The following is a 14,597-nucleotide window of genomic DNA, read 5'->3' as shown; positions in this document are numbered from 1 at the left end:
GAGGAGAAATCCTCAACTTTTTTACTATATTTAATTAAGGAGAAAATGTGAGAAAGAAAGTTTTATTTAGCTTAGGGATGCTACTGTTATTTGTTACAATGATAGTATCCTTCTTTGCAATTGTAAAACCAACACCTATCAGCCGAACGAACTCAGATTCCTCGGTGCGACAAGCCCCTATCAAAGTAGCTATTGTTAATGAAGATACGGGTAAGGTATATAATGGACAACCGATTAACATTGCGAATACTTTAGTAAACTCGTTCATAGCTAAAAATAATTACAAAGTAGAAGTTGTTTCTCGGTCAATCGCTGAAAACGGTCTAAAAAATGAGACTTATCAGTTGATGATAGTCTTGCCAAGTAAATTTTCAGAAGAAGCTTTAGCAATCGAATCAACTTCCCCTGTTCAGGCGAAGTTTCAATATCAAATTCAATCAAGTGACCAACTGACTGTCAAACAGGCTGAACAAGCTGTAGTAGCTTTCAAAGAGCTCTTTAATAAGGATTTGATTAATATTTATTTCACTAGTATTATCGGGAATTTGAAAACAGCACAAGGCCAGGTTGCAGATGTAGTTACAAATGAACATGAGTCACTGACTTCTTTTAATAATAAGTTAGTGGATCCTCTTGCTCAATATGGTCAACAGTTTAATGGGTTGGGTTCATCACCGAATAATCTCTTATCATCGTATTCGTCATTTAACAAGACCTTGTTAAATACAAATGATGCCTTTAAATCAATTGCTTCTGTTAATAAGACATATGAGGGAACAATAAATGGAATAGATAAGCAACAAAAAAAATGGAATACCTCCTTGGATGATAGAGAAAAGTCTTTAGCCAACTATGATAATAAATTTTCTAAATTATCAGTTAAGGAACAATTAACTCAATTAGCTGCTATAAACACTCAAGTTACTGAGAAGTTATCAGAGCCAGCTATTTGGAAAGAAACTACTGATAAGGCTTCTTCCTATAATCAAGATATCGCAAAACTTCTCGAAAGCTTGAAGAATAATAACAAGGAAATTGATGATACCTTATCAAATTATGATACAAAGATTAGAGAAGCAGTAGAGTCTTCCTTGGCTAAAAACCCCTCAGCGGTAGATGGAGCTAATAAAACTCTTGGAAGTTATATCAAGTCGTTAAATAATAGTATGCAAAATCAAATTACTAGTAAATGGCCAAGTGTATACTACGATGATGCAACTATAAATAATCTCTCTTTGTCAGATGCTGATAAACAACATTTGAAAAATATTAGTGCTTTTATAAGGTGGTATAGTAAGAAGATAGGGAAAGATTTGCCAACTTTGCAATCTACAACACTTGAAAATGAAGAGTTCTCTCAGTTAAAGAATGACATTAAATCTAAGAGCACAACAAAACGTGATTTAACATTGCCTTCATTTGAAGGGAAAATTTCAAAATTAACGTTAACAGTACCAAGCGGATACTATCTTAAAGAATCAAACTATGGATTTTCTGATCTTGGAGGAGGGAGTTATCAGGTATCTATCCCTAGTGAAGCATCTCCAGGTATGACTATTTCATACACACTAGGAATCAAGAATGAAAATGATCTCAATGTCTTATCACCTGTGCTTGTTAAGTATCAATTAGATACGACAGAAGATGTAAAAGTTATAAAGGAAGATGCCCCTTATGTAGAAAAAGATAAAATAGAGAATGAGACAGTTCATGCTGCGCCTGTTAGTCCAGCTACTTCTGTAACGTCAAGTTCCTCTAAGTCTGATGTGCAGAAACCAACAGAAATTATCACAATTACGAAGACCATCACGACTACTAAGATAAATCAAACAGAAAAAAAAGTTTTGAATCGTCATTATGAGATGCAAGACATTATTTCTAACTGGGAGTACAATCCTACCAAGCTAACTCAAGCGGTTTATAAAGATGTTGAGGCGTATCTACAGTTATCAGGACTTGTTACTGCGTATTATGGCTTAGATTTGTCTAAAAATACGTACACAGACACTACGTTTGTTCCGGCAGAAAGTTCTCTTGCTGCCTTAGCAAATAATGATGACCTCAAGACTATTGTGACCAATCTAATCAAAGCAACTACAGTAGAAGCTCTAAAATCAGATTTGAAGATTTCTGATAAAAAATTGACGGATATTCAGTCTCGATTAGCCAATGCTGAGAAATTAACCTCTAACATTGAAGAGCTGAGAACAACAACCAAAAATTTAATGACCCAGTTAAGTCAGTTAATTGACCAGACCAATTTAGTGGATCAAACAATTAAAGATAAGCCTAGTTTTGTTGTAACAGAAAAAGTAGATAATACTAGTATGGTTGATGTTAGTATGGATATGAACAGGGACCTAGGTACACTGATGTCAGCTAGTAAAACCTTGATGGACAATACAAAAGCAAACCAAGCTGTTTCTGAGACGATACAAGCTACTATGAGTCAGTTGACGAATGATGTTAATACATTGGAAAAAGACGGAAAATCATTAAGTGCACGCGTTTCTGAATTGAAAAATATCATGTCTAGTGAATATGGCTCAAACGAAGAATTCCTTAAAAACTTTTCTACTGTTTTGAGCAATACTAGAACGGGTAATACCAAAAATGATGCAGTCTATGAATATTTGTCGAATCCTGTTGATGCTTCTAAAATTGGGAATGTCGTATCAGCTGCGACCAATAGACCGTCACAGACGAATCGTCAAGATGAGAGATCAGGACTCCTTGTTATCTTAATCAGCTATCTTGTTAGCCTAGTTGTTGCCTATCTTTTCCAACATGCAGATAAAGAAGAATTGCAAAAATTAATCAGTTTGAAGGACCGTTTGTCATGGAGAAATTCTTCTGGACCAATGTTCTTCCTAAGTGTGATTTCAGTAGCTGTTGGTTCTATAATTGCGATTGTTTCTGGAGTTAAACTTGCTTTCTCTGTAAGTCAATTAAGCTGGTTTGTAATGCTTCTTGTCTTGGTGAGTCTAATGATGACATATAGTCTGAATATCCTTCTTGATAAACTAAAAAGTCTTGGATTTTTGATAAGCATAAGTCTATTACTGCTTTATATCATTTCAGCAACTCAATTATTTGATGAATATTATGTGAATCCAGCTCCTATTTTAACAACTCTTTCTCCGTTAACATATCTTGAAGGTGTAGTGAAATTATTCATTAATCAGCAAAACGGAGTTGTTCAGTCAGTAATGGTAATTGTTGTTCTAACAATTGCTTTGGGACTTGTAAATATTTTCTTGTATCGCCAAGTTAAGGATAGCAAGTAATATGAAAAAAAACATTGTCTTTATCTTTCTATTGTTTTCAATTTTTACAAAAGGTAGTGTTGCTTTTGCAAATGATGGATCTTTGCAAATAGATACATCTTTAGATAAGAATACCAAGAAAACAGAGATTCAGTACTTTGAACAGGAGAGTAATTTGACAAAGTTATTTCATCCTGAGACATATAAATTGATTGATACAACTAAAAAATTGGATAAAGAAAAGTATCAATTAGTTAAAACAAACTTATTTAGCACTAAAGTGGAATCGGAGAATATCGTTAATGAGTATCAGTCTGCTTTATTTACCAATCAGATTCAAATCAACCACAGTGATAAAAAGACTGTTTCACTTAAAAACGTAAAGTCTCCTGTTTCTTGGACTGCAATTTTATTGTTTATACTAGGGATGATTGTCACAATTTACTCGCTCTTTTATAAAAAGTTACATATAGCTAAACAATAAAGTCGATAGAAAAATACATAAAGGGAGATACAAAATGTATCTCTTTTTATAAATAGAAAGTTCTTTAATATTCATGTTTTGCGTGATATAATAGGCATAGCATAATAGATTTAGGAGTTTTATATGGAAGAGTACATTAATATTAGTCTGGATTGTTCGCCTTTTTTATCTAAAATATTAGATTTAAGGGTCCCTACTGAGTTAACGATTAAAGAATTGATACAAATCGTCTCAGATACTTATGGTATTGGAATTAAGGTAATGAATCCAAGTGTAAGAAATCAACAGTCAGGAGAAATTCTTGCTAGTACGAGCAGTCTAGTATTAGTGAAAGACGGAGTTTTATTAAACCTGGAAAGAATATAGTAAGGGAGTCAGGTATGGAAGTTCAAAAAATTGAATTAGTAGTTGGAGATATCAAGGGAAATCGTGAAATAGCTTATGCTTTATTAACAGCAATACAACCTTATTTTGTGAATCAAAATGTTATTGAGGAAGAAGGTAAACTAACGATTGAAAGTCTATTGACTGATGAATATTATTCTTGGGATAAGCTGACTACGATGATTGAGGAAGAAAAATTACGTCATCTGATTAATGTTGGTCAATTATTTAACTCGCTGAAGGATTCAATTTATACTTATGAGTTATCTCCTAGTAATCTAGTGTTTTCACGAAATGGGAACCCTCTATTCATTTTTCGTGGTGTTAAAGGGCAAGTGCCTCCCTATGATGCATTGAAGCTGGAGGCGTTTACAGTTAACTTTAAAGCTATGATAGTATCTCTATTAGATAAAAAGGTAAGTTATGAAAAATTAGTGGAGGGACAGTCGCCATTTTATAAAGGAAAACTGTTTTGTGAGACTATCATGAAGGCTGAAAATTTGGATGAAATTATAGCCTTACTACTAGAAAAATACTTAGAAGAAAAGGAACAAAATAAAGAAAAATTCTCACGTGTTCCTAATAAACTTGTGTCGCGGTTGAAGTGGACTACCATTATTGCATCATTTATTGGAGTGCTATCAATTGTTGGAGTGTTTTACTTTGCATTGTTCGCTATGCCTAATCAACAAATGATTTCAGGTTTACGTTTGGCTTTTGTAAACCAAGATTATTCATCGGTTGTATCTACTGTTAAAAATACAGATTCTAAATCACTTAGTCAAGATGATGCTTATATGGTGGCTTATTCCGTCATTAAAACAGAGCCTTTAACAGAAACGCAAAAGACAGAGCTATCCAAAATATCAACTCAATCAAGTACAGACTATCTTCGTTACTGGGTTTTAATTGGGCAGTCGAAAGTTGATGAAGCTATAGATATTGCAAGTTACTTAGATGACCCACAATTATTGATGTATGGTCTTACCAAAAAGGTTGATGAAGTTCAGAGAAACCCTAACCTCACATCTGAACAACGTACTGAGCAACTAAACAATTATAAGAGTAAATTGGAAGAATTGAAGAAAAACTACCTAACACCAGAGACGAATAAGTCGAATACGACTTCAACTTCAACAGAGTCAAGATAGGAGTGGTCTATGAATTATTTATTTTTTGAAGACAATGTTTATCCACTCTATACAGGGAATACCTATCAACTGGGGCCTTCTATAGCTTCTAATATCTATCTTCCTATTCTTGAAAATGTGGTGTTGGAAGTCAAGGAAACGGGAGTTGAACTGCTCGGAGAGACTTATTCTTATGGGTATCATTTGGTTTCCATAGCTGAAGATATAAGTGTATCCTTATTGATTATTAAAAACACCGAGTATTACCTTCTTCCCGAAAAAATACTATATTTATCAGATAAGAAAGAAGCGACTATTCGCTTAGTTGATTTTCCTATAGAAATCATTTTGAGCTTTGATGGGACAAATAAGACGATTTATAGTGCTAGTCCATATTATCTTAATGGTGAAAGAAGAACAGGAACGCAAAATATTCAAGATATGGACCAACTTGTTTTTGAACAAGGTCTAGCTTTATCCGTTCAAAAACAAATCTTATCGATTCATTCACTATTTTCTATTGAGACGAGCTTACTGCCTTTTTCTGAAGTAATGGTCGAGGATCGTTCAAAAGAATTTCATCGCTCTCCACGGATTATTCTGAGAGAACCCGAGGATAAAGTAACGATTGCTTCGGCACCAACAGATGATGAAGGCAACAAACAATCGTTACTAAGATTGATTATTACCCCTTTGGCGATGATTGTCTTTACGATACTAACGGTTTACTTCACACGTAGTGGTGGCATGATGTTTATGATGATGGGGATGTCTGTCATTACTATTGGGACTTCCATTCATACTTATTTTTCTGATAAAAAATCACATAAGGAACTTCAAGAACAGAAAATTGTTGATTATATGGAATATTTGGAAACCAAATATTCACAGTTAGCTGACTTACATGACGAACAAGTTGGAGCTCTGTTTTATCATTTCCCTGATACAGTTCATATTTTGGAAATGGTAGAAAAAACTGATCGACGAATTTATGAGAAAACACTCTATCACTTCGATTTCTTATCTTATCGTTTGGGTTTGGGTGAAGTTAACTCTAGTTTTTCTATTGAGTATTCAGATTCTGAATTAACAAAATATAATGTAGCTGCTAACCAAAAAATTCAAGAACTACTTTCATACTATCGTGTGACTAAGCAGGTACCTATTACACATACATTAACAAATCCTACGGGCTATATCGGAACACGGCAAATAGTGATTGAACAAGTTCAACAGATGATGATGCAATTAGCGGCTTTCCAAAGTTACCATGATTTACAGTTTATTCCAATTTTCCGAGAGGAAGAGTTTGAGTTATGGAATTGGAGCCGATGGTTACCTCATACGAAAATAAAAGCACTAAATAGCCGTGGTTTTGTTTACAATCAACGTACTCGAGATCAACTATTAACGTCGCTCTATCAAGTTATTAAAGATAGAAAGTTAGATAGTGAGCAGGATAAAGGGAAAGAAAAGCAATACAGCCCTCATTATATTCTCTTTCTTACAGATTTAAGTCTGATGTTGGATCACAACATTATGGAGTACATCAATGAAGATTTATCCCATTTAGGGATTCATTATGTATTCGTAGAAGAAGTACTTGAAAGTCTACCAGAACACGTTAAGACAGTTGTTGACTATCGAGGAGATAAAAAAGGTACAGTATTACTTCAGGATGGCAATTATACAAATAAAGAAATTACGCCTCTTCCTCCTGTAAGTTTATCGGAAAAGGAAAATTTTGCGAGAAATCTTGCGGGTATTCATCATGTTCAGACTTTGCGTAATTCGATTCCGAATAGTATTACCTTCCTAGAGATGTATGGAGTCAATAAGGTAGAGGAACTAGAACTTTTAAAACGATGGCAAGACAATGAAACTTTCCAAACAATGGCTGTTCCTCTAGGAGTTCGAGGTAGAGATGATATTCTTTATCTAAACATCCATGAGAAGGCGCATGGGCCTCATGGATTGATTGCTGGTACTACGGGGTCAGGGAAGTCTGAGCTTATTCAGTCCTACATTCTATCTTTAGCTGTGAACTACCATCCGTATGAGGTTGCTTTCCTCTTGATTGACTATAAAGGTGGAGGGATGGCTAATCTCTTTGCAGACCTACCTCATGTCGTTGGTACGATTACAAACTTGGATGGCAACCAGGCTAATCGAGCTTTGGTATCTATCAAAGCTGAACTTAAGAAGCGTCAGCGTATTTTTGCAGAAAATGATGTCAATCATATCAACCAGTATATGAAACTCTTCAAGGAAGGGAAGGTCAAAGAACCATTACCACATCTATTAATCATTAGTGATGAGTTTGCAGAGTTGAAGGCGAATCAACCTGATTTCATGGACGAATTGGTCTCTACGGCTCGTATTGGTCGATCATTGGGGGTTAAATTAATTTTAGCAACCCAAAAACCTAGTGGAGTTGTCAACGATCAAATTTGGTCGAACTCTAAGTTTAAAATAGCTCTTAAAGTACAGGATGCTGCAGATTCTAGAGAAGTAATCAAAACACCTGATGCCGCAGAAATCACCCAGACAGGTAGAGCCTATCTTCAAGTCGGAAACAATGAAATCTATGAGCTATTCCAAAGCGCTTGGTCAGGTGCGGATTATAATCCAGAAGGACGAAATCATGTTCAAAAAAACACAACTGTGTATGAGATTACAAGTAATGGTCAATACAATGCTATTAATAAAGATTTGAGTGGTTTAGTCAATAAAAAAGAAGCAAAGGCTGTTCCAACAGAATTAGACGCCATTGTAGAAAAAGCCCGTGAAGTCTTTGATGGTCTTCATATTCATCAGGTAGCCAGTCCTTGGTTGCCACCACTTGAAGAGAAGATATATGCTAAAGATACACAATCGACTAACTACAAGGATTATTGGGGACGTTCAGAGGCATTGCAACCTATTTTAATTGGGTATCAAGATATTCCAGAAAGACAGGAACAATCTCCCCTTTACTTCAATATGGAACAAAGAGGCCATATTTTGTTGGTTTCTAGTCCGGGATTTGGTAAATCCACTTTTCTACAGAACTTTGCGATGGATGTGATTCGTAAGCACACACCAGAACATGTCCATTTCTACCTCTATGATTTTGGTACCAGTGGCTTAATCTCTATTTCAGATTTTCCTCATGTTGCAGATTATTTCACCTTGGATGAAACTGAGAAAATCATGAAATCTCTTCGATTCTTGAATAGAGAGATAAAAACTCGGAAACATGCTCTTTCGCAAGCAAGAGCCACAAATCTATCGCAATACAATCAGTTGTCAGATGAGAGTTTTCCAACTATTTTCATAGAGATAGATGGTTTTGATAGTGTGATGGATGCCCCATTTGTCGATGCCTTTTATGATACTTTAAATGTCATTTCTCGAGATGGTGCTTCTCTAGGAATCTATCTGGTTGTGACACTTTCCCGTCTCAATGCGATGCGTCTACAGCTACAATCGAACTTTAAGACCAAGATTTCTCTCTTCTTATTTGATACCAGTGACTTATCAGGTGTAGTAGGACGTTCAAATATTCCACTCGATGAAATCAAAGGCCGTGCCATAGCTAAATTGGATGATATCGTCCAATTCCAAGTGATGTTGTCATACAGCAGTGAACATTATACGGACTACATAAAAGAAGTTCGCGCAGAACAAGAAGCAATGGCTGTGGCATATGATGGCCCACTTCCTGCAGGTATCCCAATGTTACCAGAAAAGGTAACCAAAGAGGTGATGTCAGAAATCTTAGAAAGCAGTCAAGACTTTATCTTGGGGCTCGAAAGAGAAGCCGTTGTTCCAGCAACCTTTAGTTTTGAACGCCCTCTTCTTATGGCCTCAGACAGTCCTGCTTTTGTAACGAATTACTATAAATTACTAGAATATCACCTAAACCGTTTATCAGGAGTGTATAATACTGTTATTTTAGATCCTAGTCAGCGTATTAACAGTCAGTTCTTTGATGGTATTCAACGATTTGATACTTCTTTAGAGGTTGATAATGTCATGAAGACGATATTAGAAGACTTTAAGAAACGGGTTGCGTCTCCAAATCAGGATTATCCAAAATGGTTAATTTTGATACCTGATATTGCTGCGACGGCTATGGCGGCTGGAGTGAGTGAACTGGACTTCAAGCAACTCCTTAGTGAAGGAGCTCAGTATGGAGTAACCTTGCTCTTTATAGGCGCCTACCAAGATCTAGTAGCGAACAATTACGATAATTTTGTCAAACTAGTTAATCAGCTAGTAGAACAAGTTTTTCTTGGTGTACGTATCAGTGATCAAGATCATACTCGCTATCCTTACATCACAAATGAGCCTGCCCTGAAACCGAATCAAGGATATATTCTTTATCCAGATCATTATGAATCCGTTCAATTATTAGAAATTTAGAGAGGTTATTTATGTCAGATACTAAATTATTACCACTAGGCAGTGTTATTGTTTTAAAAGGAAGTACTAAAAAGATGCTCATCATTGCTCGAGTGATTGCAGCACCCGTCAAAGGAGATCTCTACCGTTTTGATTACGGAGCCTGTCTCTATCCAGAAGGAATGGTAGGAGATAGCCTTATCTACTTTAATCATGAAGATGTTTTTAAGGTTGTTCAAGAGGGCTATAGCGATGATGATAATGAGCTTATGTTAGAACATATTGCTTCGGTTGTCTCTACAACAGATATTCCTAAAGGGAATGTTGCTGAGTTGAATGAAGTAAATGAACTAGGAGGCTAATACATGGGGCAAATAGACTATGATCAAATCTATTATCTTCAAGGTAGAGTGAATGCCTACTCCGCCAGCATCTCCTCCGCCCAATCCCGGATTACTTCCATCGATGAAAAATTGGAACGTCTTCGTACCGCCAAGAAGTCTGTAAGTGAAATCCAACAGAATGTTCACAATATCAAGTATCCCATCATACACCGAAATATTCAGCCTGAATGGCAAGGCAAACAAAAAGATGACTTCACCAAGCAGTGGGAAACCTTCTCTAGTGACTACACGAGTTTCCAAACAGAGATGAATACCTTCTATGATGCCATCTGTGATGAAATCACTAGGTTGGAAAATCAAAAGAATGAAGAACATGGCATTATTGGTTGGTGCCAAAGTCAGATTAACAATCTGGGAAATTTCATCGAGAAGCTACTACATACGAAGGAGGGGTAAGGTCATGTATGGAACGATTCAATTATCTGAGGTTCTGTTTAACGCGCACATCAGTAGTTTGACCAAGGCTCAGGCTAGCTTGGCTGGAGTGAGTAAGCCAAACTTCAACACGACATCGGAATCCAAGGTGATCGATTTGTATCAGGAACAATTCAATGAGCTCTATCAGTTGATGACGAGCTATACGTCCTTATTGGGAACAGACATCGCCTTGATGTCAGCTACAGGAAAAGAATTGACCCGTACAGATACTGTATTGGGACAAACACTGTTTTCTGGCTTGCAGTAGGGAGGTTCTATGAGTTACAAGATAAAATTTGATGATATTACCTCTGTTCAAGTGGAAAGTCAAAAGACGATGAATGCTTGGGAAGAGGCCATCGCTAGTCTAAATAAGGCTATGAGCGACTTCATCAACAATCAGAATCTCCAAGGTCAGGCCGTCTCGAGTATGCGCAGTTACCTAGTAGAGGTGCATGGGACTCTTCTTCAAACTCTGGTTAACCTGATGAATGACTACTCAACTAACCTCCTACTGTACAAGGATGGCTACTACCAGATTGATTCAAGCAATCATGCAAAGTTACCAGGTCAGGTGTTTACACGATTACATAGTGATTTAAAGAGTTCACGTGACAATCTAAAGAGTGAGATTGAGCTCTTGAACACGACCAAGGACAAGGTTTCAGACTTGGTGAGCTATTCAGGAAGCAGTCATACCAGTACGGTCATGAATTATAACTTTCTCATGAATCAGGTCAAGAACTTGGACAACTCGATCATCCAGTATGAAAGTAATCATGCGAGTCAGGATTTGGTTGCCTTTAAGGAACTCTTGTCGGCGACCAAGGCCTTGATCGCAGAACATGCAGGGAAGACACGGACTGTAGGGACTTATCAGTCGGGTGATTTCGCCAAACTCCAGTCTGTCCAACGCTTTGCGATGGCCTACCAACAGGCGAGCAAGCAGATGGAGAGTCGTGTTGAACGCGTACAAGCTGCTCAGGAGAGAGACAAGGCTCGTTTTGAGGCCTTGGCTGCGGAGGATCGAGCCAAGAACGGTTGGAAAGACCTAGCAATTGGTGTGGTGACTGTTGCGATTGGTGCTTTAGCGATTTGGGCAACTATGGGGGCAGCGACACCCTTGGTTGTTGGGGCTGGCTTAACCGCAGGACTGGGGTCGTTTGCTTATGGGGCGTCTAATGCAGCGGAAGGGATTCATAACATCCAACTTGGAAATGCAGGGGATGCCCATACGAAATCCTATAATCTCATCCGAGATACGCTTTTTATGGGGAACGACAAGCTGTATCATCAGGTTGGTGGGATCTTTGTGACAGCGAGTTCTATCATGATTCCCATAGGGCAGACTCAGAGCGTTGTCAAGGGCTTGACCCAGTTTGCGATAGGGGAAGCAGGTGCCTATACAGCGGGTCAGGTTGCCTATCATGGGACCAAGCTCCTAGGTGGTAGTGAGGAAGACGCTCAAACCGCAAACTTTATCGGGAATATCGTAGGAGGTTATGCGGCCTCCTCAGCAGCCAGCAAGTTTAGTCTCAATAAGGTGAAAGTAGAGGTCGAAGCACCGAAGTATAACCGAGAGCAGATTATGAAGAATCTGAAAGAAAGTAAACTTGCGAGGGAATCCAGTAACTTTGACCAGTATCTGGCGAAGGAGAAACTCCAACTAGGCTTAAACAAATCCCCATTAGTTAGTCGGGAACTTCCGAAGTTGAAAGGTGTCCACGATGTCGAAGCACCGAAGTATAACCGAGAGCAGATTCTGAAGAATCTGGAAGAAAGTAAACTTGCGAGGGAATCCAGTAACTTTGACCAATATCTGGCGAAGGAGAAACTCCAACAAGGCTTAAACAAATCCCCATTAGTTAGTCGGGAACTTCCGAAGTTGAAAGGTGTCCACAATGTCGAAACACCGAAGTATAACAAAGAACAAATCCTGAAAAATATAGAAGAAAGTAGACTTGCGAGGGAGAGTTCGAAGTTTAAACAGTATGTAGCGAAGGAAAAATCTATAATTGATAGTTGGAATCGGAATACTTCCAAATCTCCAATAAAAAATATGCCACTGGAAGAGTATGAAATGTATCGGACGAAGAGTGTAATCAACCCTGACTCGGATACAATGACATTAGGTAAATATGAGCCTACAATTAGACCTGACGGGACTCAAGATTGGAGTACACCTGGTCCAAATTCATACATCAGCAAGGCTGGAGATACCACTTACTTTAGCTTAGGAGATGATTGGGATAAATTGACGAAAGCCTATAACTTAGACAGCCGAGGAGAACAAATGTTTGAAGCATTTAATAAGCCAGCATTGGATGATGCGGTTGCGCAAGGCAAGACCATTCGATTTTCTCATAATCCTAAGTTAGAAGAATATAAAAAATCTGCCTTACGGTGGGAATGGGATTATTTGCAAGAACAACATGGATATAAGGGATTAAAACCCAAAGGGGGATACTGGTATGGAATTAAATAATATGGATATTTTATCAGATGAATTTTTTGATATAGTTAAAAGAGTATTTAAAGATAAGATTAATGATATAGTGTTTGATGATATAGTTGATGAACCCAATCGTCATACATTTAAACTGGATTTTCTCATCTATAACTTTGCAGGGGTAAGATTTATATACGAAAACGATTTATTTGAAATTCACCTACTTCTTAATCTTAACAAAGAAAAAGTGATTTCTAAGCCAAATAGCCATTACAGCGAAATAAGTGACTGGGACAGCTACCTAAAAGAAATCATATTAGAAATCGAGTCCTATATCCCAGAGAAATATTTAAAAGCCAAGGGTTGGCGATGAAAGAATCCGGAGGTGTTAATATGGTGAAAAGTATGCAAGAGCTAGCGACAGAAGTGAGCGAACGTATTCAAAGAGCGTTTGGAGATAGAGCTTCAGACATGACCATTTACGATGTGGTAGATGTACCCAATCATCACATGTTTAGTATTAAATTTAGAGCCTACGATTATTATGAAGCTCATTTTGGCTATGAATTAAGTTTTACAGATTTTTATATAGTGATTAGTAAAGGGATTGGAATCTCACTCCCTAAAGAAAAATATGATTTTGGAAGTATAACAAATTGGGACACATACTTAAAAGAAATCATGGCCGAGATTGAATTACGCATCCCAGATGAGTTTTTAAAATCTAAGGGTTGGTTGTAAGATTTGTTTAAACTATGACTTTACAAAGAAATAAGTATTTTCTTTTATGATAGAATAAATGAAGCAAGAGTTTACCAATAAACCATTGGTAAACTCTTACTTTAAATAGAATTCTCTTTAAAACAATTCAATGAGCTCTATCAGTTGATGACGAGCTATACGTCCTTATTGGGAACGGACATCGCCTTGATGTCAGCTACAGGAAAAGAGTTGGCCCGTACAGATACAGTATTGGGACAAACAATGTTTTCTGGCTTGCAGTAGGGAGGTTCTATGAGTTACAAGATAAAATTTGATGATATTACCTCTGTTCAAGTGGAAAGTCAAAAGACGATGAATGCTTGGGAAGAGGCCATCGCTAGTCTAAATAAGGCTATGAGCGACTTCATCAACAATCAAAATCTCCAAGGTCAGGCCATCTCGAGTATGCGCAGTTACCTAGTAGAGGTGCATGGGACTCTTCTTCAGACTCTGGTCAACCTGATGAATGACTACTCAACTAACCTCCTACTGTACAAGGATGGTTACTACCAGATTGATTCAAGCAATCATGCAAAGTTACCGGGTCAGGTGTTTACAACCCTTCATAGTGATTTAAAGAGTTCACGGGACAATCTAAAGAGTGAGATTGAGCTCTTGAACACGACCAAGGACAAGATTTCAGACTTGGTGAGCTATTCAGGAAGCAGTCATACCAGTACGGTCATGAACTATAACTTTCTCATGAATCAGGTCAAGAACTTGGACAACTCGATCATCCAGTATGAAAGTAATCATGCGAGTCAGGATTTGGTTGCCTTTAAGGAACTCTTGTCTGCGACCAAGGCCTTGATCGCAGAGCATGCAGGGAAGACACGGACTGTAGGGACTTATCAGTCGGGTGATTTCGCCAAACTCCAGTCTGTCCAACGCTTTGCGATAGCCTACCAACAGGCG

The 14,597-nt window shown here is 37.5% G+C and carries 12 protein-coding genes; all 12 read left to right on the top strand.

Annotated elements, in window-relative coordinates:
- The first annotated feature begins 47 nt into the window (after positions 1-47).
- Positions 48-3,287, top strand: a complete 3,240-nt coding sequence (gene esaA / locus D8845_RS09170; RefSeq protein ID WP_125453221.1) for a type VII secretion protein EsaA — start codon at positions 48-50, stop codon at positions 3,285-3,287.
- Between the two features lies 1 nt (position 3,288).
- Positions 3,289-3,750 carry a type VII secretion protein EssA gene (gene essA, locus D8845_RS09165; RefSeq protein WP_004261567.1) on the top strand — a complete coding sequence of 154 codons (462 nt, stop codon included), beginning with the start codon at positions 3,289-3,291 and terminating at the stop codon, positions 3,748-3,750.
- A 123-nt stretch (positions 3,751-3,873) separates the two neighbouring features.
- On the top strand, positions 3,874-4,116 hold the full coding sequence (locus D8845_RS09160) for a type VII secretion protein (protein WP_125453220.1): 243 nt from the start codon (positions 3,874-3,876) through the stop codon (positions 4,114-4,116).
- 14 nt (positions 4,117-4,130) lie between these two features.
- Positions 4,131-5,285 (top strand): type VII secretion protein EssB, encoded by a 1,155-nt coding sequence (essB, locus tag D8845_RS09155; protein WP_125453219.1) that lies wholly within the window; start codon positions 4,131-4,133, stop codon positions 5,283-5,285.
- 9 nt (positions 5,286-5,294) lie between these two features.
- Positions 5,295-9,671 (top strand): type VII secretion protein EssC, encoded by a 4,377-nt coding sequence (essC, locus tag D8845_RS09150; protein WP_125453218.1) that lies wholly within the window; start codon positions 5,295-5,297, stop codon positions 9,669-9,671.
- A gap of 11 nt (positions 9,672-9,682) precedes the next feature.
- Positions 9,683-10,012, top strand: a complete 330-nt coding sequence (locus D8845_RS09145) for a DUF4176 domain-containing protein (RefSeq protein WP_049486988.1) — start codon at positions 9,683-9,685, stop codon at positions 10,010-10,012.
- A gap of 3 nt (positions 10,013-10,015) precedes the next feature.
- Positions 10,016-10,450, top strand: a complete 435-nt coding sequence (locus D8845_RS09140; protein ID WP_125453217.1) for a YwqH-like family protein — start codon at positions 10,016-10,018, stop codon at positions 10,448-10,450.
- A 4-nt stretch (positions 10,451-10,454) separates the two neighbouring features.
- On the top strand, positions 10,455-10,739 hold the full coding sequence (locus D8845_RS09135; RefSeq protein ID WP_125453216.1) for a TIGR04197 family type VII secretion effector: 285 nt from the start codon (positions 10,455-10,457) through the stop codon (positions 10,737-10,739).
- 9 nt (positions 10,740-10,748) lie between these two features.
- Entirely contained in the window at positions 10,749-12,956 is a 2,208-nt protein-coding gene (locus D8845_RS10620) for an LXG domain-containing protein (protein ID WP_260467955.1), read from the top strand.
- Positions 12,943-13,293 carry a hypothetical protein gene (locus tag D8845_RS09110; RefSeq protein WP_096753388.1) on the top strand — a complete coding sequence of 117 codons (351 nt, stop codon included), beginning with the start codon at positions 12,943-12,945 and terminating at the stop codon, positions 13,291-13,293. Before D8845_RS10620 ends, D8845_RS09110 begins: the two co-directional genes overlap by 14 nt.
- Positions 13,290-13,661, top strand: a complete 372-nt coding sequence (locus D8845_RS09105) for a hypothetical protein (RefSeq protein WP_260467954.1) — start codon at positions 13,290-13,292, stop codon at positions 13,659-13,661. Before D8845_RS09110 ends, D8845_RS09105 begins: the two co-directional genes overlap by 4 nt.
- Before the next feature lie 273 nt (positions 13,662-13,934).
- Positions 13,935-14,597: T7SS effector LXG polymorphic toxin (locus tag D8845_RS09100; protein ID WP_221762786.1), on the top strand; the 663-nt coding region annotated here is incomplete at its 3' end.

The sequence above is a fragment of the Streptococcus mitis genome (genome assembly GCF_003942865.1).
GTDB classification, from domain to species: Bacteria; Bacillota; Bacilli; order Lactobacillales; family Streptococcaceae; genus Streptococcus; species Streptococcus mitis_BI.
Note: the sequence above shows the minus strand (reverse complement) of the source record. Positions and strands in the feature narration are given on the sequence as shown.

What these genes read in the sequence shown, in the direction of transcription:
- essA (WP_004261567.1), top strand. Translation starts at nt 3,289, where the DNA reads ATGAAAAAAAACATTGTCTTTATCTTTCTATTGTTTTCAATTTTTACA.
- D8845_RS09160 (WP_125453220.1), top strand. Translation starts at nt 3,874, where the DNA reads ATGGAAGAGTACATTAATATTAGTCTGGATTGTTCGCCTTTTTTATCT.
- essB (WP_125453219.1), top strand. Translation starts at nt 4,131, where the DNA reads ATGGAAGTTCAAAAAATTGAATTAGTAGTTGGAGATATCAAGGGAAAT.
- essC (WP_125453218.1), top strand. Translation starts at nt 5,295, where the DNA reads ATGAATTATTTATTTTTTGAAGACAATGTTTATCCACTCTATACAGGG.
- D8845_RS09145 (WP_049486988.1), top strand. Translation starts at nt 9,683, where the DNA reads ATGTCAGATACTAAATTATTACCACTAGGCAGTGTTATTGTTTTAAAA.
- D8845_RS09140 (WP_125453217.1), top strand. Translation starts at nt 10,016, where the DNA reads ATGGGGCAAATAGACTATGATCAAATCTATTATCTTCAAGGTAGAGTG.
- D8845_RS09135 (WP_125453216.1), top strand. Translation starts at nt 10,455, where the DNA reads ATGTATGGAACGATTCAATTATCTGAGGTTCTGTTTAACGCGCACATC.
- D8845_RS10620 (WP_260467955.1), top strand. Translation starts at nt 10,749, where the DNA reads ATGAGTTACAAGATAAAATTTGATGATATTACCTCTGTTCAAGTGGAA.
- D8845_RS09110 (WP_096753388.1), top strand. Translation starts at nt 12,943, where the DNA reads ATGGAATTAAATAATATGGATATTTTATCAGATGAATTTTTTGATATA.
- D8845_RS09105 (WP_260467954.1), top strand. Translation starts at nt 13,290, where the DNA reads ATGAAAGAATCCGGAGGTGTTAATATGGTGAAAAGTATGCAAGAGCTA.